Raw genomic sequence first — 26710 nt, forward strand, 5'->3', positions numbered from 1 at the left:
TTGTGGCGAAACTATTCAAAAAATCCTATTCACACTTACTACAGTGATGTGATGACCATTATTTAACAGGTTAATCAAACAAGAATAATCATAGTAGAATTGAGTACTACTTTTATATGGTTAGCAATTTGCAATGCAAATTGCTAACCGACCATAAACAGAGTTGATAATTTAGAAAATCAATTAAAAATCAATTAAAAATCAATTAAAAATCAATAGCTAAAGTATTGGCCTAATAAATGCTTTCCCAATATGCATACTAAATTGTTAACAGCCTTAAAGAGGAAAGCATCATGAAATTCTCCCCGATAGAAAAACAGAATGCGAGCATAGTGACATTCCCAACTGAAATGATAATGGCCAATACTCCAACTCATAGAGCAGCTTTGTTGCGGCATATGGAAAATGGTACCAATCGGCTAATTATTAATCTTGAAGAGGTGAAGTATATTGATTCAAGTGGATTATCAGTGCTTATCTCAGCCCTTAAATATGCACAGTTACACGATGGTGAGATTTTACTCTTATCCCCATCTGATAATGTTAGATCATTAATTGAGCTCACTCGACTACATCAAATCTTCACTATTTATGAATGCCAAGATGCTGCTATCGCACATCTAAGCCATAGTTCGATGCAAGTTAATTAAGCATCAATATCAAGGGGAAGCTCATGAATAACCGTCAAGGTAACCAATCATTAGTACTGAACTGCAGCTCCGCACTGCTTTGCTTAGCCTTAAGTGCCTGCACCACCCCTATGCACTCACAACAAGATAAGCTGTGCCAGCAGCAGTCAGATCAATATTGTCATTACTTCGGTACACAAGTTCCTTATCAACGACAGGCAAATCTCGCACTACTCAATAGTCAAACAGAGGGCGTGGTACTTAATTCTGATGAAAATCAGATGATTAGTGCGGACTTTTATCAAGAAACCGTCCTTAACTTACAGCTTTCTGTGGGGGATAAGCTACATATTAGTATTTTTAATGGGGATGATTTCAATGCCGACGTTGAGATTGATGCAAACGGACAAATTTACTTACCTTATTTACCGCCGATTTTAGCTAAAGGCAGTAATATTAATACGCTTAAAACAAAGATCGCTCAAACCTTGGTAAACGAGCAACTAATGCACCCTAATAAAATTAGGATCAGCATCAGTCCAATCGCTTGGGCTCCTATAGAGGTCACTGTACTTGGTGCCGTGTTTGAACCTGGCCAACATTTGATAAATAAAAAATCCGATACCGAAATCAAAGACGACGATAAAATTCATAGCGGAGATCAAGCACTAGACAGAACTATTAGTGCCGCACTGCGTTCATCTGGTGGTGTGCGCCCAGATGCAAAAATAAATCAAGTCTGGGTTATCCGAGGAGATAAACAGTATTCTTTTGACTTAACGGGCGTAATGAACGGTGAACCAGTTCCCGATTTTTTATTAAGTGCGGGAGATCAAATCCTCGTTCCCAGTTCCCACAATTTCCAAGACAAACTAGTACGGCCTTCACAAATTACTATACCAGGTATAAGAGTTTTTATTTCAAATTTAACACAGCCAGCCAGTAGCAATTCTCAATCTGGGCTCGACACTGAAGCAACGCGTTTCCCCTATGGCACACGCTTACTCACAGGAGCGATAGCGGCAAATTGTATAGGTGGAGCTCAAAGTACTAATGCTAGCCGTCATGTACTTTTAGTAACCCGAAATCCCTTATCCGATGAAACCGATATTGTTGAGCGATCAATGGATAGCTTGATCCGTCAGTCTTGGCAACCCCAAATGAATCCAGTGCTGCTGCCTGGTGACGGCATAGCCTGTTATGACTCAGGTATAACCAATATTCGAGAGATAGCTCGCAGCCTGACCGATGTGCTGATTCCCACCAGTATTTTGGGTTTACTCTAATACTGAGGACATTATGATGAAAGCACGTCATGAGACACATCAACTGTTGTGGATAAAACGCGCTCTCGTCAATGGCAGCAATTTATCTCCAATAGCGCGCCGTAAGTTATACATAAAAACCGTACTATTAACTTTAGCTTTGATCTGGCTACTTGTACTCGTGATACTGTTCATCACTCCAACGCGCTACACCAGTAAATGGGTATTAATTTTACCCGGCGCAGGTGCTGGCGCCATGGTAAGTTTAGATAGTATTGGTCAAGCAAGCAGTTCAAGCAGTTCACCTTATTTAAGTTCGGCAATTGATCCTCGCGAAAACTATAAGGCTATTGCTTTGAGCGATATTTTACTCAGTACAACGGCCAAAGAACTAAATATCACGGCTTCGGCATTAGGTATGCCTAAACTGAAGTTACCCAGTCAAACCGGCTTAATGGAATTCACTATAAATGCCGCGACTCCAGAGTTAGCCGAGAAAAAAGCATGGGCACTATATCAACATTTACAAATAATGTTGTCACAGCTCAGAACAGATGAAATCCTTATCCGGGAAAATGGGGTCAGAATTGGACTCGAAGGATTCGCCAGTAAAGTAAAACAGAGTCAGTCAAATATTTTAGCATTCCAATCAAAAACAGGGCTGGTTTCTCTCGATCAATTTAAAGAAGTGGCACTCACAATAGAGCGCCTTCGTCAAAGCCAAGTCAATCTCAGAGCCAAACTTGAAGGCGGGCTAGCCAGTCAACACCTATTGGAGTCTAGCCTGTCGCTTACTGCCAGCCAATCTGCGGATCTACTCAAACTTAAGAATGATCAATTATTCCAGCAGTTATTGCTCAAATATACTGAGTCCAGCTCACTCTTAGTCAGTTTAAGCGGTAATTTTGCTCAACAACATCCCCAAGTTTTAACTGCAAAAACTGAACAAAAAGTCATGCTAAATGCACTTAATAGTCGTTGCCAGAAACTCCTTTTACGTTGCGATCCACAATTAATGGTGATCCTATCTGTGGATGATATTGATGGCCGAGCCGAATTGATGCAAAAACTAATTAATTTCGCCACTGAAAATGCAGGGTTTAGCGATGAACTAGCATCATTAACTGAACAAATTGACCTATGGGAAACTCGCTTAAAACACAGTAACGATGATGCCGCTAAATTAGAAGATTTACATCGAGATCATCAACTGGCGACGGCAGTATTTACCTCTGCAATTGCTAAAATAGATGTAGGTAAAGCTGATATTTTCTCTGCATATCCTTTATTACAACTATTTTCACCGCCCAGCCGTCCAGAAAAAGCCGATAAGCTAGGGTTTATTTTGACTCTCATTGGTGGCATTGCCGCCTCTATCATGGTAATTGCAGGATTGAGTATATTATGGATACGCAAACCCTTACTCCAGAGAATCCTGACGAACGAGTAGTTTGGCTAGCAATTACTGGGACCTACATCTTTTGGATCCTTGGCGCTATGTATTTAATAGCACCAGTAATTGGTTGGATTTTAGTTCTTAAGATCATTGGACGAGTACTCTTCCATGCCGAAGGTATACGCATTTCTTTTCCCGTAATAAGTTGGATTGGCGCGATGCTACTCATGTTATTTGCCCTAGTCATTGGGCATTTAATAGAAGGGTTGGGTCTTGCTCAGCTGATAAAATCCTCTATCGGCTGGGCAAAGGGCTGGGCATTATTGGCTATTTTCCCACTCATAGGCGGAATGCAAATAAGACCAGAATTAATTTATCGGGCTAGCTGTGTGGTCGGTAAACATACATTAATACTATTTCCATTATTCATTTTAGCTTGGAGAGTAGGTTTACCAAGTACGCTCTATGTCTCACCGTTAAGTATTATTGGTGGTCCTGGTCCTGAGTTTTTCAGCGTAAGCTTATATGAAATCGACCCTGGTAGCGGAATTCCACGCTGGCGCCTATTTACTCCATGGGCTCCTGCTCTTGGTATGGTGGGTAATCTGTATTTTTTATTTGCTCTTCAGGAAACGGATAAACGCTATCGTTTGTACGGGATCATTGGGAGCATAATCATGGTACTCATTTCCCAGTCAAGACTTGCGATACTTTGCTGTTTTGCACTAATCGTTTATTTCAATTTTATTCGTTATGCTAAATATCCTTGGCTTTATCTGCTATTGAGCCCAGTCTTTTTATTGGCCGGGGTGCTCGGAGAGACTGTGCTATCCACGATAGAATCAAGCATTCATAGCGTCAAAGCTGCCAGAGCAGATTCAACTCGTGTGCGCGAAGCTCTTGGGAATATTGCCGTCGAACGCTGGGCAAATGAGGCCGTAATATGGGGTCATGGCATAGTTGAACGTGGTCCCCATATGGTTGAATACATGCCAATAGGCTCACATCACACTTGGTATGGGTTATTATTCGTAAAAGGTATTGTCGGTGCTATAGCGCTTGTATTACCACTGATAGTAAGCGTTTGCTGCCTACTATCCTCTGTTATGCAATCACGGCTTTCTGCCGTTGGTATGGCAATTATACTCATACTACTGTTATATACTTTTGGAGAAAATCTCGAGATCCTTGCTTACCTTTTCTGGCCTGGATTAGTTATTCTCGGCGCCGCTCATACTCAAACTAAATACCCCACCAATTAAGCCTTATTTTACGATACCGGCCTCTTACGTGTTATTTGCATCTTGATTTGCATTTTGCAACCAACAAATGTTTATAACAAAAGCATCGACTATACTCATTATCACAAGCAAACCTAAGATATTGTTATTTAATAAAATAAATAAAATTTTGAATTATGGCACAGAAACTGTATTACCTCATCAGGACAAACTCAGTTGAATAGGTTGTTTGATGAAAACGTTAGCGCAGATAGGTGCCATATGGCACATACAAGGCACTAAACGCCTTGCAACTAATATGCTTTGGCTTGGTTCAGCACAGGTATTAGGGCGTGTCGTTCGTTTAGGCAGCAGTATTATTCTTGCGCGTTTACTCACGCCAGATATCTTTGGCCAAGTGGCAATTATTCTAACTTCGTTTGAAATTATAAGTATTTTTATTCGCAGAATAACCTCTGCACCATTAATAAAAATGCAAGACTCTGATTTCATATCCCATTTAGCCAGTGCCAACGGACTTAACTGGTTTGTGTGTTTATCGTCTTTTGTTGCCTTGAGCTTACTCAGTGGCCCCATCGCTATTTACTATCAAGATATGTCGATAGTTAAGCCTATGATACTCATGGCAACAAGCTTCTTATTACTCCCCTTTGGTATGATCTATGCCACAGCAAACTTAAGAAACAATAGAATGCGCGTTGTTGGTAGAGCAAGTCTTTGGCAAACCATTGCTGATAGTGTTCTTACTGCAATATTGGTACTTTGTGGTTTTGGAATATGGGGAATAGTTATTCCCAAAGTGTTGGTAGTATTAATTTGGATAGGGATCCATCGTTATCACAATCATCTCACCATCAGTTCGACATCAATTTTTGATAGACAAGGGAAATATTTTATTAAACATTCCTGTGCACAAAAATGCCGGAATTTATTGCACTTCGGACTTATGGTAGGTATTGGGGATTTTAGTTTAGCATTAAGACAGAATATCGATTATTTATTAGTAGGTTATTTTTTAGGCGCAGAAGCACTTGGTGTATATTTTTTTGCAGTAAATGCCAGTTTAGGTGTAAGCCTTGGCCTAGTACAAAGTTTTGGTACCGCGTTTTACTCCCACCTCTGTCATCCCGATAGTGAAAACGCATTACAGAAATACCGTCACGCCCTGCTCAGTATCATGTTAGTTACACTTCCCATTATTAGCTTGCAAAGCATACTCGCACCTTGGTATTTACCGATTGTTTATGGCGAACATTGGCTTGATGCTGGCGCTTTGCCTATATTTATTTTGCTGTGCTTAAGTGGTTTAACGCGCCCATTAGGTGAAGCTGCAAGCCAACTGCTCATCTCAAGCGGCCTAAATCAATTAAATCTCTTGTGCAATTTTGGATTTGTTGCGCTTCTCACTCTTGCTATAAGCCTAGGATCACTGTGGGGACTTACAACTGTCGCCATGAATATCTTCGTTTGCTACCTGATTTACATGCCACTATTTGCTTATTTTGTTATGAAACCCACGGCCAAAAAACTTGGCTTAATCACTCTATCTCCCTCATTAGGAGGTTCATTATGATCCCTTCAGTTTCAGTCATTATGCCTGTTTACAATGTTGAAGCCTTTGTGTCTAAGGCGATTCAGTCCGTGTTAGCTCAAAGTTATACTGATTTTGAACTCATCATAGTGAATGATTGCGCAACCGATAACAGTTTAGCTAAATGCCAGAACTTCTCCGATAGTCGCATAAGAATAGTGACCCATACTGCTAACAAAGGGCTGGCCGCGGCGCGTAATACTGGAATACGCCACGCAATTGGTCGCTATGTGGCTTTTATCGACTCGGATGACCTTTGGCATCCTGATAAATTAATGCTCCATGTTGAGCACCTGAAAAACTCTCCAAAGGTAGGGATCAGCTTTTCACGGTCTAGTTTTATTGATTACCATGGAAATCCTATTAACTTTTTCCAAATGCCACAATTAACCAACATAAATCCTGGTCATCTACTGTGCAGAAACCCAGTTGGTAATGGTTCCGCCCCTGTGATCCGCCGCGAAACATTGAATGAAATCCGTTTTCAAGCATTGAATCATACCGAAAGCTACAGTTGTTATTTTGATGAAAATTTTCGCCAGTCAGAGGATATTGAATGCTGGTTTCGTATTTTGGCCACCACACAGTGGAAAATGGAAGGTATTCCCGAACCCTTAACTTATTACCGATTAAATCATGGTGGTTTATCGTCAAACTTAACTAAGCAGCTCGCGTCTTGGGAGCAAATGATAACTAAAGCACGCCGTTTCGCGCCTAAAATCTTAAAGATTCACGAAAATGCAGCTAGAGCCTATCAACTTCGCTATTTAGCACGGCAAGCTATTCGCCTTGGGGATGGGAAAATGGCAAAAAATCTAGTTAATCAAGCTTTAATTACCTCGCCGACAATATTGATCACAGAGACGAGTCGCACACTAACAACGCTATTTGCAGCTTATTTGCAGTGGTTACTACCCAGCAGTATCTACAAAATCTGTGAAACTGCGGGGCAGTATTATATAGGATACCGCCAAAAAATGCGGATTAAACGTGATGGTGTAAAGCCTTCAGTATTGTCATCAAATCTTAAGTAATCTTTATCGACCTTATCCCGCATATGCACATGCGGGTTAATAACCCTAACGTTAAACTTTATCACTGTAGTTCGTTTGATTTATTCCGACTTTTATTTGCAGCTTGCATTGCAAACTGCAAATAAGAAATTTTCTTTGTTAAAAAATAAGTTAAATCAATGATTTTCAATGAGTTTAAAGTATGGCCTACATTGTGCATTGTTAGGTAAAGGCTCTGAGTTAAATAATAAGTAGCAGTAACTCTTGAGCAACCAATAAAGTCAGTTAGGAGTTAATGATGAACACATTGAACCTGAGTAAAACATGTATACCAACTCTTTGGTCAATACAATTCGCAGATCGCATTATCGCACTAGCTGCATTGCTGCTTTTCTTCCCTCTAATCTCATGTATTTATCTTTATCTCAAAGTCATGAATAAAACTAAGCTAGAGCGCGTTTATATTCATGGAACCGATAACCTGGTCGGTTTATATCAATTCCCCTATCAAGGGTGGACTCATCAACTACCTGTTATTATTAATATTATAAAAGGTGATATAGGTCTACTGGGTGATGAAGTTCATTTTTCGTTTGAACCAAAACCAGTGCTTTTTTGCCGTCCAGGCTTAGTGTCAATTTCATCGATGCAACGCAGGATAGGCATCGACTTTGAAGACAGTTTACCCTCTTTACGGAAAGCATATTCAAGTCTGTGGAATTACCTTTTAGCTTTAGTCAGAGTCACAATTAATAGTGCATTAACTTCCAACAAGACATCACAAGCAGAGCGAATTTCACTATTTGGGTTGTCACTACACAATGCAACGATGAATGGCATGCTAAATCTTATTGTGTCGAAAGCAAAAACACCGGCGAAAAGCCTAACTCAATTTGCTTTTGTTAATGCTGACTGCCTCAATAAAGCTTACACAGACAGTCAGTACCATCGTGAGTTAAATAACTGTGAAGCGATTTTTGCCGACGGAATCGGCGCTAGAATAGCTTGCCGTTGGCTAGGTGTTGGATTAAAAGCTAATCTCAATGGCACCGATATGCTCCCACTACTTTGTGAGCAATTGATAAAAGAAGAACTGTCCCTGTTTTTATTAGGCGGCGCACCAGAAGTGGCACATCAAGCTGCGCAACAATTACAACTTTCACATCCTATGCTTAAGATTGCGGGAACTCATCATGGTTTTTTCCATGAAGCCGACACGAAATCGGTTCTTAAAATCATTAACTCATCAGGTGCAGCAGTTTTACTTGTTGCAATGGGTGCACCTAAACAAGAACTGTGGCTTGCAAAATATCATTCTAAGTTAAGCCCCGCCGTTGGTATTGGTGTAGGTGGTCTATTCGACTTTTATTCTAATCGCATCAACAGAGCACCACTCTGGTTAAGACAAATGGGTATGGAATGGATTTGGCGCCTAATACAAGAGCCTAGGCGCATGTGGCGTCGCTACATATTTGGTAATCCTTTGTTTTTATTAAGAGTAAGAAAAGAAGTACGCCAACTTAATAATCAGAAACCACATCAATCTGAAACAAAAACCAACGTAATCAACTATCCAAATTTGAGTAAATCCAGCACACAGCAACGCTGCGGCCGTATTCAACTGCGCTTATTACTTAATCGTATTGCCAAACGCAGTTTGGATGTGAGTGTTGCAGCATTTGCATTGGTGTTACTGGCGCCCTTACTTCTGCTTGTGGCGTTATTCATTCGCCTCGAATCACCAGGAGCGGTCCTTTTTAGCCAACAAAGGGTTGGGAAGTTCAATCACACTTTTACTATGTGGAAATTCCGATCTATGTATCAGGATGCAGAGGCTCGCTTAGCAAGCCTACAAAAGACTAACGAAATGCAAGGTGGGGTTATTTTTAAAATGAAATGTGACCCCAGAATCACTCGCATCGGTAAATTTATTCGAAAAACCTCTATCGATGAGTTACCTCAACTTTGGAATGTCATACTCGGCGATATGTCCCTTGTTGGACCGCGCCCAGCATTACCTAGAGAAGTCGCTCAATATAGCCCCAGTGACCGCCGTAGATTACAAGTAAAGCCTGGAATTACTTGTATATGGCAAGTATCTGGACGCTCAAATATTCCTTTTGACAGGCAAGTCGAGCTGGATGTTGATTACATCTATCAACAGTCTCTAACTGAGGATATCTATTTGTTAATTAAAACAATCCCTGCAGTTATCTTCAGTCGCGGTGCCTATTAAGGAGAATGCTATGCAAGCCATTATTTTCGCGAATCGTCATGGAAATGAGTTATCGCCATTGGATGAGCAATATTGCCCTGCGCTACTACCAGTGGGAAATCGAGCCTTAATTGAGTATACGCTCGAAGATGTTGCAGATGCAGGAATCACTCAAGTTAAGCTGGTTATTTCAAGCCATGCTGAAAAGATAGAAGCTTATTTAGGTGATGGTAGCCGCTGGGGTGTAAAGATTGAATATTTCCTGACTAAAGTACAGGAATCGGTTACTCAAGTTATGTCACGAATGAAACTGGATTTAAATGAGGAAACCTTAGTTGCTCGAGGCGATATATTGCGCTCTCCTTGTATAAATTGCTTCGTTAATTATAGCAAAAACATAAAATTACGCTTAGTACGCCCGAAGCTAGCTGATTTAAATCCAGGATTATTAATGCTGCCAGCGGCCCAAAATCACTTACATTTACTCGATTGGCCATTAGACAACACCACATTATGTGCGGAAGCTATAACTGAAATTTTACATGGTCAATGCGCCATGCTCGATAGCTTTGAATCCTATCTTTACGCCAACTTGACAATCGCAGATGCAAGCTTTTACGGGCTGACAGCCTCGGGACGTCCGAGTGCCAGTATCAAACCGACTAAATATTTTTACTTAGGAGCCAAAACAAGAACAGGGTTACTTTCGCGACTACATGCTTGGGGAGCCATAGGTGAACAAACATGGATTGCACCTAACGTAAACATGCAAAATAAAATTGTTATTGGCAATAAGTGTCTGATTGAAAAAGATTGTAATTTAAATGATTGCTTAATTTTAGATAATAGCTTTGTTGGCGAAGGTCTCAATATTGATAACTGCATTATTAGTCAGAATGTACTTATTAATGTAGGGCTAAAATCCGCGATAAAAATCAATGATCCTAGATTAATTTCCACAAGTCATAAACAGATACCCCATACTGAGTCTTTTTTAATTCGGCTAATTTCCCTATTATTATTATGTTTAAGCCTGCCACTCTGGCCCATACTGTTTACTTGGGGAGTCATACATTCATGGCATGGCTTTATCAAAATGCAATTAATAAGTAATCAAAATAAATTGCTTAACAGTTGGCGCTTTAATATACCATATCAAGGTCTTGCATTATTACCTCAGCTTTACCATGTGTGCCTCGGAAAATTGCATCTAATGGGATTGAGTGCAAAAACAGAGCAATCACCATATACAGCACAAGAACCAAGTAAGCATGGCGTTTATGGCCCAGTTCAATTACTCGCACCATATGCTATACCAGAAGAAGAAAAAATCATTATAGAGCAAGACTTCAAGACAAAGAATAAACGTGATCAAGTTCGTCAACTATTAAAACAAAATTCTAGGGCTGTACATTCAGCCTTGGGTACACAATCAATACAAGCCCATATTGACTCTCACTCAAGCAAGAGGAATTAATCATGAAATCAATCATCACTTATGGTACCTATGATCTGTTCCACTATGGTCATGTGAGATTATTTCAAAGACTCAAAGCGATGGGAGATAAACTTATTGTTGGTGTATCAACAGATGAGTTTAATTCTCTCAAAGGAAAAGTGGCTTTTTTTAATTACCAGCAACGTATAGAGATGATAAGTGCCTGTAAATATGTAGATTTAGTGATACCTGAAACTCACTGGCAGCAAAAAGCTAAAGATATTGTAGAACTCAATGTGAATATCTTTGGTATGGGTTCTGATTGGCAGGGGAAATTTGATTATTTAAAAGAGTTTTGCCAAGTGATTTATTTGGAAAGAACAGATGCTATTTCAACCACTGAAATCAAAACCAACTTGGCAGTCCCTCGCTCAAACTGCATCAGATTGCCATCCTCCGCCTTGATTAAGTGAGGTTCATCATGAAAACAAACTTATTTACTTCATTATTAAAGAAATGTATTTATGGTCTTTCATGGTTTTTTCCGCGGCAAGGAAATAAAGCTGTATTTGGTTGCTATAAAAACCTTTTTGCGGATAACAGTAAATATTTATATCTGCACTGGCACAAAAATAAATTTATGCATGTAATTTGGATTAGTGGTGATGCATCACTAGTTAACGCGCTGAGGAAAAAAGGATTTATCGCCTATGAACGATGGAGTTTAGAAGGTGTTTATCATGCACTAACGGCAAGATTTTACATATATAATAGTTATATTGGTGACGTCAATCAGTGGTTTGCTAGTGGTTCAATTAAAATCAATCTCTGGCATGGTTCCCCGTTGAAAAGGATTGAGTTTGATATAGACCACGGACCTCTAGCGCATAAGTATCAATCCAATTCATATTGGCAAAAAACTTGGCATTCACTACTGTATCACCAAGAATATGTTCGACCTCAGTTGATGCTCAGTCCAAGTCCATTAGTTGACCGTTTATTTTGCAGCGCCTTCAGATTACAAAAAAAACAATTGCTCAGTTGCGGTAATCCAAGAACTGATTTTTATCGCCGCTATCCGGATAAATGTCAAAGTATCAATTCAAAACCTGATGGTACAAGCTATAAAAAGGTCATACTGTATGCCCCATCTTGGCGAGATGCCAACTTAAGTAATACTGAAACAGTACAATCCCCCTACGAAAAAGCCTTCAACTGGGGTGTGTTATCCCAGTTTTTAGTCAATTCAGACTGCTTGTTTTTGTTAAGATTACACCCGAATGAAAGACATTATGCTAAACACTTTAGTGCATACCCTAATGTAAGAGATATCAGCAGTTGGGAGGATGTCTACGGTATCTTACATCAAGTAGATCTGTTACTTACGGATTATTCATCTTTATTTATTGATGTATTACCGTTAAATATCCCTATAGTTTTCTACCTTTTCGACCATGAAAGCTATATTAAAAATAGCCGTAATTGTTACGAATATAGTCAATGTCTACCACAAGCTGGGCTAATTGCATATGGGTTCGAAGAATTAATAAACATATTAAAAAATAATACATCAAAAAAACAGACAGAAACGTTACATCTTGCCTATACACAATTACAAAAACTCTATTGGCAAGAAATGAATGAACATTCAGACTGCTTTGAGCTGCTTGAACGTTATATCTGTCGCCGCAATTTACTAAAGTCTCCATTAAATACACAAATTAGTTAAATAGGTCTTTAAACCAATCCCAAATTCCTAATGATATCTCGGGGAAAATATTAATACCTAGGGATGATTTCAGTAGATATAAGAGCAGCAGTCCAAACAGTACGCTCAGTAGCATAAAACCGAGCACTAATGTAGAGAAGGCCAGCAATGAAAACCGCTTTTCACGGCGAGTATAAGCGCGTTTATTTTTACCTAAGAGAAACACATAGTAAAAACGCCACTTAATAAATGGAAGCGAAAAAGTACCACGACTATCAACAAAATGCTTACCCCAAGTACGGTCACCTAAGGCAATTCTAATACCCATTAGTTGCTCATTCGTATAGCTATCACTTATCTCCGGCGGCAACTTTGAAAGTAACTTGGAAATAATGGGATCTTGTCGAATATTCGCTAGTTCGGCTATGTAAAACTCTTCTAATTTTTCCATTTTTTTTAAGAAAATAGTAACTCACATTATAGACCGAAAGCGATAAAGCCACAAAATACATAATGTTCTGGTCTAACACCATCGGACATATATGGGGTTCAGTCTGTGGTGGCTTAACAATATTAAGCCATTGCCAAGATTTGTTGAGGACGTGAAAGTAGAAAAAACTTCAAGCCGTTGCGGTCGAGTTCGACAGTGTTCCATGAATGGGAGGCAATCAAATCGACAAAATAGCGCTTCAAATCATCGGTAGTCAGGGTGTAGGGGCATCAGTTAAAATAAGTCGCAATGCGGCGTATCGCTCGGCTATAGGCATCAATGATTGCAGGCCGCTTGCCTTGCAAGGTTAAGTTGGTAAGATGTTGTTCATAAAGTAAATCAAAGTGTTGTTGTTCGTGAATGTCCATGATTATACTCCTAGATTTGCGACCGAAGCTGGGCGCGCCTAACAAGTATTTAGGACGAGGGTGAAAAGGATGGCTTTATCCTGTTCCTACCGCAAAGCGGCTTCGTTCAACACTTGGGATAAGGTCGCGGCTACGCGCGGCCTATCCTTATTTGTTATACTTCTCGAAAGGACAGAAACTTAGCAGAAGTTATTGACCCTCTGCTCTCAGTGAAAAAACTCAATCCTAAGTTTGCTAGAAAATATACCAAAAAGCTTAAGTATCTCACTGATGCTGTTATGAAGCATACAGAAGATGGTAAAGATACCAGATGGTTAACTATAGAATGGTTTGAGGTATTCCTAAAAGTTGATTACTACTTAGCATCCAAGTATCTTATTAATGAGCTATTAACCAATGGAAATTTTTGGAAATTAGAATATATGTTTGTAGACCTATTACTACATAGTAATAAGGTAGAACCATACATTTTAAATTTTCTGTACAAACTATCGCCAACTAACACTAAAGAATCTTATCTTAATGGATTTTTAGATGTAATTGATCGTCTCAATACTAGCGATAGGAACGTCGGTCGTTTATCGATGATAAATCTATCTTCAAGAGATTGGAATAATTCTTATGATACTTTAAGAACCGAAACAATGATTAGATATAATCAAACTAGCAGAAGACTAGGTTTAAATGTCTCAATAGATCACCAAGTCAATGATAACACCGTATCAACTGGTATAATTGGTAATAGAAATTTGTCAGAGACAATATCCAAACAACTTTGTATAGAAAAAATACCTAGTTTGAAAGATCAACGAGATTTGATTGAATACCTTGTTGATAAAGATACTTTAGAAGACCATCATCTCAACTTTCTTTACTTCTATTTAAAAGAAGATTCAAATATAGAACTTGCTAATGAAATACTATTGCCAATCATTAGAAAGAGGTTTCCAAGAGGGCATGAACACTACGAAAATATTAGGTATCTGATTACTCGTTTAAATATTCCTAATAATGATAAAATTAGTCTATACATCAACAACTTTGTATATTCTAAAGATGGTTGGTATTCTGGTTTTACTGATAAGGACTCATTGCGATTTGCAGTAGAGACTGACAAAGGGGATGCATTGAAAGAGTTAGCTAAAACTTTACCTCACTATTATAGCAATGCTGACTTCATATCCAAATCGACTGCTAACTTGATCATTGCCTTTGAATATTCTGGCTTAAATGAAACCCTAGTTTTGCCAATGTATAAAAAAGGGTTTGAATTTATTGAAAGCAGGTTAACAAATAAAAGTAACTTTAAATGGGATAACTTAGATTATCTAGAGTTTTGTCATTTTAATGATAATGAGTTAGCAATAATTTTTGCTCTTAGCAAAACGAATAGCTTTGATTCTTCAATACAAAAAGATGTTATATCAGCCTTGTCCTATATAATCAGAAAAGACGTCAATATCTTAATAAAACCACTTAACTGGTTCTTTAACAATTTAGATTTTTTTCATCAATTGACTATTGCATCAATTCTTGAGTTGCTTTCTATCGAGTCGAGAAGAACTAGACCATTAATATTTGAAATTAAGGCTTCAATAGAAAAAGCTAGAGTTATAAATAATCTATACATAAATAACATCCTCGATGATATTTTGGGTGGTTTAATCAATGAATGAACAAGTAATTAATTTAATTGATAGTAGTAAATTTATCGTTTACTTGAATAGCATCGGTGTAGATGTTACTGATGTAAGGAAAAATGTAATTGATAATTTTACTGAAGAGGAGCTAAATATATTTGTTAATAGTCATCATGAAAAGCTATCTCCAAACATATATGTTGAAGATTTGGTTTTTAAGTATGCTAATGAGTATTTATATGAGCAATACAGTGACTCTGTGATATTTGAAGGTATAGGTAAGATAGATATAAGAACAATGATCGCTACATCTGCGTCACTAGTGAGTAGGCCTCGGATAGAAAAACCATCGGAGATGGTTAAAGGTTTTAAAACTCCACATAGTGAAGAAGGCTTCATAACACTTTCAAGATTTGAACGTCAATTTATTACAGAGAGATATGGAGTTAATGATGAAAGTAAAGCCTTCATCGTATTTGAAGGTTTTCTTCCAGGGAAATTTGAAACAAATCCTTTACTTGAAGTACCTAATACAGAGGACATTTGGTCACACAGCTATTGTTCAGGTCTCCCTATGATTCAAGGCTTCTGTGCGAATTTTCATAGTATTGAATGTCAGTGTGTGCTTTGGTTGAATAGCGAACTATTAGATATCTTGGGCTTAATGTTAGATGACTATACTAACGGCCTAAGGGCATTGGATCAGAGCGAGGAGGTAGTTCTAGTATATAGATACTGGAGAGAAGATCTGATCGATAATGGTGCGTCCTTTGTCGGAACGAACGCTAATGTCCCTAAACTAGAAGGTTGTGACTTGATTATCAGAGAAGATTACTTCTACAAGCTAAAAAAGGCCGTACCTAACTTGTTTTTCTATACGCACCTTATCTGAGGGTAATGATCTTGGCTTAAAGCGGTCAACTTAAATTGACCACTATATTAAAGGAGAATTTGTTAGGTTGTGATTTCTTTGAATGAGCCTATACGATACCTGACCTAATTCACTGCATGCTAAATTAGCAAAATCACTAACACGCTTTTGTCCAAAAGCTTGCTATGTATTTCTTTAAAATAAACAGGCTTCGCCGATGCTAAACAGGTTAGCCATGGTGATTTGCGAGACGACCGTCCGCCCCATAGCCGCTCTTTGGCGTCCATGCCATCGCGGCATTTGTGAATCCTTTCACATCAGATGGGGCGGTCGAGCATCTAAGGATGGACTGGCTGCGCGTCGATGAGTGAATGCTATGGCTCACGATTAATCTGTGGCTGAAGCTAAGCTCACAACTTTTTGCGATGTATGCTGTTCATTTTTAACTTACTTGTGCCAATCTCATTCTGCTTAAGTCACTCTCAAACAAAAACATCGGCCTAAGCCGATGTTTTATATCTACTAAGATGGTCGAACGTTAGCTGATTAAGCCTCTTTGAACGTGCTCCAAATGGGCGCGTGGTCTGATGGTTTATCTATGCCGCGCAGATCGTAATCGACATCGGATTCGACTAAACGTGCTGCCAGTGAAGGTGTTGCTAAAATCACATCAATACGAAGGCCGCGGTTGTCATCGAACCCTTTGCTGCGGTAATCGAACCAAGAATAACGTTCGATGCGCTCTGGGTGTAATTGACGGAAAGTGTCGACTAAACCCCAGTCTTGCAAGGTTTTCAACCACTCACGTTCTTCCGGTTGGAAGCTACATTTGCCGGTTTTTAGCCAACGCTTACGATTGACTTCACCTATGCCTATGTCTAAATCGGTCGGTGAAATATTGATGTCACCTATGATGGCGATATCTTCATCGTTGCTGTGATTTGTCTGCAAGTAGTGCATTAAATCCTGATAAAACTTACGTTTAGCAGGATATTTTGTTGGGTGTTCTATGCTTTCGCCCTGGGGGAAATAGCCGTTGAATACGGTTAACGGACGACCATTCGCTTGGGTAAATGTGCCGATAATCATGCGGCGCTGGGCATCTTCGTCATCGGTTGGAAAACCTTTTTGCAGCTTTTCTGGCGCGACTTTAGACAACATAGCAACGCCATAGTGGGCCTTGCCGCCGTGGTAATGCACTTGATATCCCATGGCTTCGACGTCGGCTAATGGAAACGCTTCGTCGTGTACTTTGGTTTCTTGCAGGCCGATAATATCGGGCTGGTGGCTGTCGATCAAGGCTTGTAATTGATGCAAGCGCGCGCGCAGACCATTGATGTTAAAGGACACTATTTTCATTAGGGCAGGACTCGTTTGAAAGGTTTAACGACCACGCTTTTATACACGCCCGCTTCGATATAAGGATCGGCATCGGCCCAGTGTTTTGCTGCCACTAAGGATTCAAAATCGGCGACAACCAGTGAACCACTAAAGCCAGCATCACCTGGGTTTTCGCTGTCAATGGCTGGATGTGGGCCAGCGATCAGTAAACGACCTTCATCGGCGAGAGCTTGCAGGCGAGCTAAATGGGCAGGGCGAGCGGCTAAACGTTTTTCTAAACTGTTCTCAAAATCTTGAGCTGAAATCATATACCACATTATTTGAGTTCCTTGCGTTGATCTTCGGGAAGGTGTTTATAAAGATAAAATACGGTCAGGACAGTATTAATTAAGGTTAAAGCGGTTAAACCAAACACTTTAAAATTGACCCACGTTTCTAATGGCAAACTAAAGGCAACATAGATATTGACTAGGCCGCAGCTGGCGAAGAAGACGACCCAATACCAAGTTACTCGAGCCCAAATCTTGTCTTCTACTTGCATTTCTTTGCCTAACATCGACTTTAATATCGATTTATTGAGCAATTGGCTGACGCCTAAGGCGATGGCAAACAAGCTGTAGATGATGGTCACTTTCCACTTGATAAAAGAATCATCGTGGAACACTAAAGTGAGTGTGCCAAACACTGTCACCATAGCAAAGGTGATTAAGTGCATCTTTTCAAGTTTCTTATATAGCGCATAGGTCACGATCAATTGAAGCGCTGTGGCTGCGATCAATGCGCCGCTGGCGATATAAATATCGAAAAATTTATAGACGGCAAAAAAGATGACGAGGGGCAGGAAATCAAGCAGTTGTTTCATAATTAATCGTGTTAAAGAGACATGGGCTTGAGTGTAGCATGTGCAACATAAGGGCAAAAGCATCATGGGCCTAGGATTGCGATCTTGCCCATTAAACCGATTTAATCTTATAAGCTCGCCTCACGTTGGCTTGGCGGCGTTGACGTTAACCTTTGCACGACTTAACAGCGGGCAATCGTGGCATTGGCCAGTGTTGGCGAGTTGATACCTTAAGCAGCAAGTACGGCGAATGCAGTGGATTTTGGGACTCGTTGAGCTCGATGCTGTACTCGTTACTATTCTCGCAACTGTGTTCGGTGTTGCGCTATCTTGCTCAGGTTCGATGAGTAAGTTAATGCTGTTATACAGCGGATTTGTGCTGCCATCTAAAAAGGTCGTGCGGCGAAACAGGGCTTGTTTTAGTTGCTGGCTGTACTGCTCAGTGAGTCCCAGCTCCCCAAGATACCAGTGGATAAGATAGCCTAAGTGGCTCCAATATAACTTGGCGGGTACAGGGCTCAGAGTGAGCAGGCGCTCAACACTCGGCTGCAGTAAGTTTAAGATAAAACCTTGTAGGACAAGTTCTTTATCAACTGGCGGCTTATATGGGCTTAATGGCGAGTGCACCTCAGTGTCTATCTTGATACTTGGCTTAGTGTTGGTTTGGGAAAGTGGCTCGATACCGTGATGTTTTTTAAAGGTCAAAGCGGTATTTGGCTGGTGTTTTGCGATGTTAAATTCAAATTTGGCCACTCGGCCACTGGCATGTAGCTGCATAAACACGGACCGTGGCTGCCAGTGAACAGACTCGAATGCGGCTTTTGGGGCGTTGAAAATCCACTCCATCATAGGCGGAACTAAGAGGCCGAAATACCATTGGCCCCAAAGTGAATGCAGCGCTTTGCGAGTGTCTTTTCGATTGGCCTCTGCGTTTTTACTGACCAAGGCGCTTTTACTGGCGAAAGCGGGCGTTTGGCTGGTTGCAGCTGTTTTATCCGTCTCGGTTTCGTTTTCGGTTTTAGTTTCAGTCAGAGTTTCGGCGCTAGGGTGCGCTATGGCAAAACGCGCGAGCAGTGTTTGGTAGGTATCGGCACAGCTCCATTCATCGAAACTGAGTCCCGTGGGTGAGGACGTTGCGCTAAGGTGCTCGCCATAGAAGGGCGCCCGCTCATGTAACAGCTGATTGAGTGTCAAAATGGTGTGATTCAAAGCGTCGTGGCTTGGCGAGGTATCGCGCAATAGTTGCAGTCTGGTGTCTCCTCGTTGGCTTGCCATAATGACTCCTTAATGGCTGTGATTGATTGCCGCTGTGCTTGATAAGCCACGCTATTATTGATAAGTCCAATAGATGAGGACCTTGTGGGCCCAAGATTTGGGCTCACAAGGGTTTTCGAACTATCTCAATAAAAGTCTGACTTAGAAGCGATAGTCCAAGGTTAAGCTGGCACTGCGCGGCGTACCGTATTGGAATTGGCTGTATTGACCGACTTGGCTGTAGTAGGTTGTATCTAAGGCGTTGTGCAGGTTGGCGCTAAGCTTAAGTTGCTCGGTGAAGGCGTAACTTGCCATCAAACTTGCCAGTGCATAGGAGCCTTGCTCGACTTCGACTCTAATCTTGTCTATACCATTGCCTACCGGTTTATCAGCCTCTTGGTAGACGCGGCTCTGCCAGTTAACCCCTGCACCAATTTGCAATTTATGCCAATCACCACCAAAGGTATAAGTGGTGAAGAGTTTTAACTGCTGACGTGGTGATGTGGTATTGATGCGTTTGCCCTTAGGATCTTCGGTGGTGAACTGGGTGTAGCCTAAGTAAACATTCCAGTCATCAGTGATTTTACCCGTTGACTCAAATTCGAATCCCTGTGTTTTTGTACCGTTTACGCCTTCATACACTTGTGTTGTGGTACCAGGGATCACATCGCCAGTGCTGATTCCAAGATTGTCTTGCCTGATCTCAAACACCGATAGCGACATATCTAAAGCCTCATCGAACAGGCTCGCCTTAATCCCACCTTCGTAGTTTTTCCCTTTGACCGGATCTAAATAGCTTTTATCGATTCTTTGTTTAGTTTGCGGCGCAAAAATGTCGGTATAGCTGGCATAAAGCGAATATTGCTCGGTCAGAGCGTATGTGAGGCCGAAGTAAGTAGTGAGTTCGTTGCTGATGTTGAAATTGTATAGGCTTTTAAAGTTATCTTGGTCGGTTTCCCACTCATTGAGGCGTAATCCGACGAGGACTGCTAAAGCGTCGCTGAGATTGAGCTGCGTCGCCACATAGGCGGCACTCTGCTTGGTTTCGCCAGATGAGCCAATGTCTGAGGTATCTTGCCATTGAGGTTTAGGGTACTGGAAGTTCGGATCGCGAAAATCTCCCAGTGGTGGCGCCTTTACTGTGGGATTATAGTAGGGATTGGCGAACTCTTGGCGTTGGCCATTCCAGCCAAACATCAATTGATGTTCCTGACCAAAGAGCTGGAATTGTCCTTCGGCGCGCAAATCCACATTGTGTTGGGTGCGACTGCCGTCGACATAGGCGATAGAGCCTGCAGTTGCGCCGATATTGGTTACAGGATCGGGATAGCCCGTGGCCCATAGCACATCGAACTCCAACGAGTTGTCTCCATAAGTGTAAGTCCCTTTTAGGTTCCAGCCATTATCAAATCTGTGTTCTAGACTGGCAAAGGTATTGAGGCCTTGGGTATGCGCCGAGCCCCAATCGGGCGCCGTTGAAGTGGCGCGATCATAGTTAGTGCGGCTGCCATCACTGTAAAATAGTGGTAAGCCGCCCGACATAGTGCCGCTCGGAGTGGCATCTTGGTAATCAACCCCTAGGGTGAACAAGGTGCTATCGCCAATATCGGTTTCGACTATGCCGTATAAGGTGGTGCGCTGCTGCTCGTACCTGTCTTGAAACGAATCTCTATCCTGATAGGCGGCCACCACGCGACCGCGCACAGAACCTGAATCATTTAAGCCGCTGGAAACATCGACCATACCACGCACATTATTCCATGAGCCCACACTTAACGAGGTGTTGCCCATAAACTCTTGAGTCGGGCGTTTACGGATAAGGTTAATGGCCGCCGAGGGGTTACCGGCTCCCGTCATGAGGCCAGTCGCGCCGCGTACCACTTCTACTCGCTCGTAGATGGCGGTGTCGATCAGATTATCCCCATAGTTGAAGCGGGTGTCGTAGGTGGTGGGTACGCCATCGTACAAAATGCTGGTTACGGCAATGCCGCGGGCACTAATGCTGTATCTGTCGTTATCCATTGGGCGGGCATTGATCCCCGCGACGCTGGTCATAGCATCAATCACACTATTAAGCTGTTGATCGTTCATCATTTGACGGGTGATAGACGTGACCGACTGCGGCGTTTCTAAATAGGATAAATCGAGCCCAGTTGCCGTGTTCATCGCTTGGGTTTTATAGCGATTGTCGTGTAAATCCTTAGCGCCAATGACATTGATGACTTCAATTTCTTTCTGGTGCTTTTTAGTCTTACTATCCGCATCGACAGTGTCAGCTGTGGCATGGGGAACCGTGGCTAACATGGCTGAGCACAGCAATAGCTTCGGGTTAACGAGGGCTTGCCGACAGACGAGTGCGATGCTGGAGAGAGGAAAAGTCTTCATAATGGTGATCTTTAATTCCATTTAGGTTGGGTTTAAATAAAGTGGGCCAATTAGTAGCCCACACAAACGTTTCGTAAAGTTTCAGGTCTGAGCTGCGCGTTAACGTGTTTTCGGCTCAGCGCTGCCAAGTTTGGGGCGCTTAAAGGCATGACTTTGCCTAAAGGCCGCCAAGGGATTGTCGATACCGCCAGCGAAACGCAGGTTTTTCTCCCTGTCAGCGAGGTCTATCATTTGTTGGTTGTTATTCAATTGGATACGATTAAGGCAGGTGCGTACAAAGTTGTCCTTAAACAGATCATATTGGGCAAATTTGGCGGCCAAATGCGGATGCAGAGCTTGGTAATCACGTACATTGTCCGCCACTAACTCCCAGAATTGGCTTTCACTGACACTGGTTTGCTCATCGAGCAGCGGTGCTAGATAGCGGAAAATACAGTCAAAAATATCCAGTAAGATGTAGTTAAGCTTCATCTCTTCTTCAAGGCTTACCGCAAGGCGTTTTACATCTTCAGGTAGCGGCTTCGCGCCATTGAGTACCGCGACTTCTTCGCCTATGTCTTTCATTAAAATCTTGACTGGCACATATTCATCCAGCACTAAGATCAGGTTTTCCCCGTGGGGCATAAAGACCAGATCGTAGGCAAAAAACGCATGCAATAAAGGCGATAAATACAGGTTGAGGTAACGGCTCAGCCAGTCTTTGGCTGGCAAGCCTGAGGCGGCTATCAAGGCTGCAATCAGCGCTTTATCTTCATGATCCGTATGCAGTAGCGCAGCCATGGTCATCAGATTTTGCTTAGGCTCAATGTGCGGCAGTGGGCTTTCGCGCCACAGGGCCGAGAGCATTTTTTTGTAGGCGCTGTCTTGGGTGAGCGCCTGCTCGTAATAATGGTGGTGGTAACCTATCGCGGCAATTTCCTTCAGGATCACAAAGCCTTGTTGGGCAAAGTAAGGATCGTTTTCAACCAAGTTCGCCACCCACGCATTAATTTGCGGTGTGCAGCTCATGTAAAGGGGCGACAGGCCGCGCATAAAGCCCATGTTTAAGATGGAAAGCGCGGTTTTGACATAGCACTTTTGTGGCGATGAAAGATTGAAGAAAGTGCGTATCGATTGCTGTACTTGGTACTGTTCGCTGCCTTCGCCAAGGTAAACCAGATCGCCACGGGCGATGTCGCCGGCAAAGACGCGGGCGATTTTTTCACGCCACTGCCAAGGATGCACAGGCATAAAGTAGAAGTCCTGTGGATCATGCTGCTGGGTTTTAAGACGTTGTTGGAAGTTAGTGAACTGCTGGCCAAGCTCCTCCTTTAGTAACGCGTCGTGACTCAAGTTTTCGAGGGCGGCAAACGTGGTTTTGTTTTTGCGGACTCCAAGCCAGACTAACTGTATCGGCATCGCGCTTTCTGGGGCAAATTGACGATAATCCTGCATATCAAAGCCAATACGGCCGTTATTGGCAATAAACACTGGGTGACCTTCTGTCATACCCGCTTCTATGCTCTGATAATCGGCTCGCGCCAGCGTGGCGGCGGGGATCGCCTGATGCGCTAACTTGTACGCCTTGCTGTAGAGGGTGCTAGTGATTTCCTCTAAATACGTGGGCAGTAAGGTTTCGCTGATCCCTAAGTCATTTTTAAGGGAAATGATCAGCGACATCGCATCGAGAATTTGCTCTTGTCCTGCGACTGAAACGCGGATGGAGTCTGCATCAATCGCAAGATGATCTAGCTGATAATGTCGTGCACTAAAATAATAAGTGCTGTCTTTGAGCCTGAGTTCATAGTGGTTAAGCCCCGCTTTTTGCCCGTATAGGGTCGGCGTGATGATTTTCTCGTGGGTGAATTCGCAGAGGATTTTCTTCACTAAATGCCGATTAGCCGCTTGCCAATATGCGGGAGTCAAATGCTCTGGCATAGAAGTCGAGGTTGACGACAGCGTTGGCTCGAGTTGAGCCGCTGCGTGAGTTGGATGATCCTGCGTTGGCAATGAATTTATTAATAAGGCTTTTGTGGGTAAGTTCATCTAGTTCACCTAAAGAGTCGAAAATGTTATGGGGGAGGTTGCGGGTGCTTTGAACGAGCTTGGCAGCACTGAGCTTGTCTGGGCTAAGCCCGTCGAAGAGGGCGTGTTCGATGCCAGCTGGCGTTCGGCCGCAGTGCAAAATCCGAGGTAAGCTGCTTTAGTGCTTAATTGAATCGCTTTTTCATAGCGAATGCCCACTCGGCTATTTAAGTGATGAATTTTGCTATTGAGTTGATCGGGTTCAACCACTAGGCGGTTAAAGGCCAATTTTTCAAGCACGAGCTGCGCTATCGCATCCATCACTTTGAAGGATAAGCCGTTGATTGGGCTGCCATCGGGCGGCGCGATAATCAGATGCATACCGCAATCCCCCGGCGCAACAGGATAGTGGTGACCGATTTCATCGTGGGCGGGATCGTAAAGTTCCACCATAAAGAGCGCTTTGCCCTGCCACTCACCCATCAAGGTAAACTTGTGCTGCGTGGTTGCCATAAGGTTCTCTATGGCGGCGAGATTCAAGCCCTGCATGCCCCAAAACTGCGCGTACTCTTGGTTAAACCAAGACTGCAGTGTTGGCAAGTCTTGCTTGAGATCTAACGCTCTGAACTGGAAACCATTGATGCTTGTAATAGCTGATAGCTGCGTTAAACAATGGCTGCTAAATTGACTCGCCATTATTGCGCCTCCTTGTTTGGCGCCATCAAGACCGACATCTTGGTTCCCGCGCCTGCGCTCATACTCGAAGTCGGCGTTTGGGTTGGGTAGAGATGCGGCGATGCATCAGCGTTATTGCTGTGCGGCGACGTCTTAGGGAAATGTTTAGGGTTAAGATTCAGTGTGTTAATTGCATTGCTGCCGCAGGGCTGATGATTGGCAAGTTTGGCCGGATCGAAGGTTTGAAAGGCGATGTGTTCTTCAATGTGGTAGGGCGCATAGCCGAGCACTGCCTTTAAGATGATACCGTTGCGATAACAGCCCATGCCAAGATCCGGTGAGCTTATTCCATGGGTATGTAAACCGACATTTTGGACAAAAATATCACCGCGAATATCTATGCTGTAGTCGCGTTGCACGCTAAGTTGTCCCGCATCATCGAACTCGATCTGTTGCTTTATCTCTTTGATAAATTCAGGTAAACGGTAGTGATAGCCAGTGCCTAACACCACTGCGCCCGTGGTTTGGCTCAAAGGGGTATCTTGCTCTTGATGCTGGAAATGTAATTTGAGTGCATCTGGGTCAGTTTGAATACGGGTTAACGCCACATTGGTCATCAATTGGCACTGGAAATCCGCAATCAAGCGCTTTTGATATAACAAGTCATAGATGTCGTTGATAAGCTCTGCATTAATGCCCTTGTAGAGCGATTTTTGACTGGCAATCAAAGCACAGCGTTTTTCCGGTGCTAATTCGTGGAAGTAATCGACATAATCTGGCGAGGTCATCTCCAACGTCAGCTTAGTGTATTCCAAGGGATAGAAACGTGCTGACCGTGTCATCCAATTGAGTTGATAGCCATAGGTATCAATGTCTTGCAGTAGATCGTAAAACACTTCCGCCGCACTTTGACCACTGCCAATTACAGTGATGGCACTCTGACTCTGCAGGTAGGTTTTTTGCTGCATATAGCTGGCTGTATGCATGACCCGCGCATCTTGAATGGGGCAATCCTTTGGCAGATAAGGCTCTGTTCCTGTGCCTAACACTAGCTTTCGGCATTGATAGGTATGGGTTTTGCCACTGCGTCTATCAAAACCTGTGACTCGATAAATACCTTCACCGGCGTTGTAATCCACTTGAGTGACCTTAAAACCAAATTTTAGATTGCTGAGTTGTTGGCTTACCCATTGGCAGTACAAGTTGTATTCGTGGCGAGGTAAAAAGAAATTCTCACGAATGTAAAAGGGATAAAGTCTACCCGTCTTTTTGGCAAAATTAAGGTAACTGTAACGGCTGGTGGGATCGGCCATAGTCACTAGATCTGACATAAAGGGGGTTTGCAGTCTCGAGGATTTGAGTAGCATGCCTGGATGCCAGTCAAAGCTGGTTTTAGCATCTAAAAATAAGCAGTTAAAGCCGTCGATAGGTTCTGATAAGGCGGCGAGACCAAGATTGAATGGGCCAATGCCGATGCCGAGTAGATCAAAGATTTCGCGATCCATTTCCCTTTGTTGAGTAGTCACTTACGCCTCCTTTGGCAGCATGCTGTTGCGTGTTGCCGATCCAGTAATCAGTTACCTAAGGACGCAAACCAAGTTAATGCGGCTGTCAAAATAGCCTGTTTAGCTATCTATCTTGCTGTGGTTAATTCGCTATGTTTAGCGCAGTCCTTAGGCCATTTTTCCTGCTGCCTCTGTCCCGACAACGGCGAGTAAATTAGCACGTGAAAATATTCAAATGCAAACCATTCTCATTTAGGAGATGGTGAGGTTAATACTTTTAACTTACGGATAAGCGGGCTAAGTACGGTTAATAACGTATGTGACGGCAAGATAATTGGCTGGCAAAAAGGCTAAACTTAAGGGGTGTATAATCGAGTTGATTACGAGTAATTTGACTTTTATATCTATAAATACAAGTGGTTATATCGATATTTGTGTTGGTTTATTAATCGAGGGGAATTGATTTAGATTGCGGCAATGTCGGCTGAGTCCAATGGGGATAGGTGCCGCTAAACAGTCAGTGTAAATCCATTGTAAAGCGCAGGCTGGAGCCTCGCTCAAGGCACTGGGTAAAATGAGTCGGGTGTGGGTTAAGTTTAAATGGATTGGCTCAGATGCATTGGTCCAGATTTATTGGTTTTGATGAATGAGTTCAGAGGCATTGCCCCCAGATGTATTCGCTTAGCTTGGTATTTTCTCAGAGAGCTATTCGCTTAAAACTGCTATTGGCTGGAACTGTAAATAGGGCGGTTATCTCGGTATGGATAGCGGCAGTGCGCGTTTATTAAGGGCATGATCTTAAGCTAAAGCCGTCCTAAGACGGCTTTGAAATGTGGCTGT

At 42.3% G+C, this 26710-nt stretch carries 22 protein-coding genes; 12 read left to right on the forward strand and 10 right to left on the reverse strand.

Going from position 1 to position 26710, the window contains the following annotated elements; translation table 11 throughout:
- Positions 1 to 293 precede the first annotated feature (293 nt).
- The 10 genes from Q4Q57_RS16260 to Q4Q57_RS16305 all read left to right on the forward strand — a co-directional run bounded on the left by Q4Q57_RS16260 (position 294) and on the right by Q4Q57_RS16305 (position 12517).
- Entirely contained in the window at positions 294 to 650 is a 357-nt protein-coding gene (locus tag Q4Q57_RS16260) for an STAS domain-containing protein (protein ID WP_006083683.1), read from the forward strand.
- A gap of 23 nt (positions 651 to 673) precedes the next feature.
- Positions 674 to 1915 (forward strand): polysaccharide biosynthesis/export family protein, encoded by a 1242-nt coding sequence (locus tag Q4Q57_RS16265; protein WP_311891389.1) that lies wholly within the window; start codon positions 674 to 676, stop codon positions 1913 to 1915.
- Positions 1916 to 1928: 13 nt separating this feature from the next.
- Positions 1929 to 3344 carry a hypothetical protein gene (locus Q4Q57_RS16270; RefSeq protein ID WP_006083681.1) on the forward strand — a complete coding sequence of 472 codons (1416 nt, stop codon included), beginning with the start codon at positions 1929 to 1931 and terminating at the stop codon, positions 3342 to 3344.
- Positions 3299 to 4552: an O-antigen ligase family protein gene (locus Q4Q57_RS16275; protein WP_311891390.1), complete on the forward strand. Its 1254-nt coding sequence runs from the start codon at positions 3299 to 3301 to the stop codon at positions 4550 to 4552. The genes Q4Q57_RS16270 and Q4Q57_RS16275 overlap by 46 nt, the downstream gene beginning before the upstream one ends.
- Before the next feature lie 211 nt (positions 4553 to 4763).
- Positions 4764 to 6104 (forward strand): oligosaccharide flippase family protein, encoded by a 1341-nt coding sequence (locus tag Q4Q57_RS16280; protein WP_311891391.1) that lies wholly within the window; start codon positions 4764 to 4766, stop codon positions 6102 to 6104.
- Positions 6101 to 7156 carry a glycosyltransferase family 2 protein gene (locus tag Q4Q57_RS16285; RefSeq protein WP_063883077.1) on the forward strand — a complete coding sequence of 352 codons (1056 nt, stop codon included), beginning with the start codon at positions 6101 to 6103 and terminating at the stop codon, positions 7154 to 7156. The genes Q4Q57_RS16280 and Q4Q57_RS16285 overlap by 4 nt, the downstream gene beginning before the upstream one ends.
- A gap of 277 nt (positions 7157 to 7433) precedes the next feature.
- Positions 7434 to 9371, forward strand: coding sequence for a WecB/TagA/CpsF family glycosyltransferase (locus Q4Q57_RS16290; RefSeq protein WP_311891392.1), 1938 nt, complete (start codon positions 7434 to 7436; stop codon positions 9369 to 9371).
- A 10-nt stretch (positions 9372 to 9381) separates the two neighbouring features.
- Complete coding sequence (locus Q4Q57_RS16295) at positions 9382 to 10827, forward strand: sugar phosphate nucleotidyltransferase (protein ID WP_006083677.1); 1446 nt, start codon at positions 9382 to 9384, stop codon at positions 10825 to 10827.
- Between the two features lie 2 nt (positions 10828 to 10829).
- Positions 10830 to 11261, forward strand: a complete 432-nt coding sequence (locus tag Q4Q57_RS16300) for an adenylyltransferase/cytidyltransferase family protein (protein WP_006083676.1) — start codon at positions 10830 to 10832, stop codon at positions 11259 to 11261.
- Between the two features lie 8 nt (positions 11262 to 11269).
- Positions 11270 to 12517 carry a CDP-glycerol--glycerophosphate glycerophosphotransferase gene (locus Q4Q57_RS16305; RefSeq protein ID WP_006083675.1) on the forward strand — a complete coding sequence of 416 codons (1248 nt, stop codon included), beginning with the start codon at positions 11270 to 11272 and terminating at the stop codon, positions 12515 to 12517.
- Here the strand turns inward: Q4Q57_RS16305 and Q4Q57_RS16310 are convergent.
- Both Q4Q57_RS16310 and Q4Q57_RS16315 read right to left on the reverse strand, forming a co-directional pair.
- Complete coding sequence (locus Q4Q57_RS16310; protein WP_006083674.1) at positions 12510 to 12947, reverse strand: hypothetical protein; 438 nt, start codon at positions 12945 to 12947, stop codon at positions 12510 to 12512. The genes Q4Q57_RS16305 and Q4Q57_RS16310 overlap by 8 nt on opposite strands.
- Positions 12948 to 13216: 269 nt before the next feature.
- Entirely contained in the window at positions 13217 to 13354 is a 138-nt protein-coding gene (locus Q4Q57_RS16315; protein ID WP_311891393.1) for a hypothetical protein, read from the reverse strand.
- Positions 13355 to 13563: 209 nt separating this feature from the next.
- On the opposite strand from Q4Q57_RS16315, the gene Q4Q57_RS16320 reads away from it, so the two are divergent.
- Both Q4Q57_RS16320 and Q4Q57_RS16325 read left to right on the forward strand, forming a co-directional pair.
- Positions 13564 to 15030, forward strand: a complete 1467-nt coding sequence (locus Q4Q57_RS16320; protein ID WP_311891394.1) for a hypothetical protein — start codon at positions 13564 to 13566, stop codon at positions 15028 to 15030.
- Positions 15023 to 15886 carry a hypothetical protein gene (locus Q4Q57_RS16325; RefSeq protein WP_311891395.1) on the forward strand — a complete coding sequence of 288 codons (864 nt, stop codon included), beginning with the start codon at positions 15023 to 15025 and terminating at the stop codon, positions 15884 to 15886. Before Q4Q57_RS16320 ends, Q4Q57_RS16325 begins: the two co-directional genes overlap by 8 nt.
- A gap of 525 nt (positions 15887 to 16411) precedes the next feature.
- Here the strand turns inward: Q4Q57_RS16325 and xthA are convergent.
- From xthA to Q4Q57_RS16365, 8 genes are all read right to left on the reverse strand, one after another.
- Complete coding sequence (gene xthA, locus Q4Q57_RS16330; RefSeq protein WP_259579260.1) at positions 16412 to 17224, reverse strand: exodeoxyribonuclease III; 813 nt, start codon at positions 17222 to 17224, stop codon at positions 16412 to 16414.
- Positions 17224 to 17523, reverse strand: coding sequence for a YciI family protein (locus Q4Q57_RS16335; protein ID WP_006082200.1), 300 nt, complete (start codon positions 17521 to 17523; stop codon positions 17224 to 17226). The genes xthA and Q4Q57_RS16335 overlap by 1 nt, the downstream gene beginning before the upstream one ends.
- Positions 17523 to 18068, reverse strand: coding sequence for a septation protein A (locus Q4Q57_RS16340; protein WP_012587356.1), 546 nt, complete (start codon positions 18066 to 18068; stop codon positions 17523 to 17525). Before Q4Q57_RS16340 ends, Q4Q57_RS16335 begins: the two co-directional genes overlap by 1 nt.
- 120 nt (positions 18069 to 18188) lie before the next feature.
- A complete protein-coding gene (locus Q4Q57_RS16345) occupies positions 18189 to 19322 on the reverse strand; it encodes an IucA/IucC family C-terminal-domain containing protein (protein ID WP_311891396.1) in 1134 nt (377 codons plus the stop codon).
- 141 nt (positions 19323 to 19463) lie between these two features.
- Complete coding sequence (locus Q4Q57_RS16350) at positions 19464 to 21707, reverse strand: TonB-dependent siderophore receptor (RefSeq protein WP_311891397.1); 2244 nt, start codon at positions 21705 to 21707, stop codon at positions 19464 to 19466.
- A gap of 78 nt (positions 21708 to 21785) precedes the next feature.
- Positions 21786 to 23711, reverse strand: coding sequence for an IucA/IucC family siderophore biosynthesis protein (locus Q4Q57_RS16355; RefSeq protein ID WP_311891398.1), 1926 nt, complete (start codon positions 23709 to 23711; stop codon positions 21786 to 21788).
- A gap of 9 nt (positions 23712 to 23720) precedes the next feature.
- A complete protein-coding gene (locus tag Q4Q57_RS16360) occupies positions 23721 to 24386 on the reverse strand; it encodes a GNAT family N-acetyltransferase (protein WP_311891399.1) in 666 nt (221 codons plus the stop codon).
- Complete coding sequence (locus Q4Q57_RS16365; RefSeq protein WP_311891400.1) at positions 24386 to 25891, reverse strand: SidA/IucD/PvdA family monooxygenase; 1506 nt, start codon at positions 25889 to 25891, stop codon at positions 24386 to 24388. Before Q4Q57_RS16365 ends, Q4Q57_RS16360 begins: the two co-directional genes overlap by 1 nt.
- Positions 25892 to 26710: the final 819 nt, after the last annotated feature.

This window comes from Shewanella sp. SP2S2-6, from assembly GCF_031931965.1.
Lineage (GTDB): Bacteria > Pseudomonadota > Gammaproteobacteria > Enterobacterales > Shewanellaceae > Shewanella > Shewanella baltica.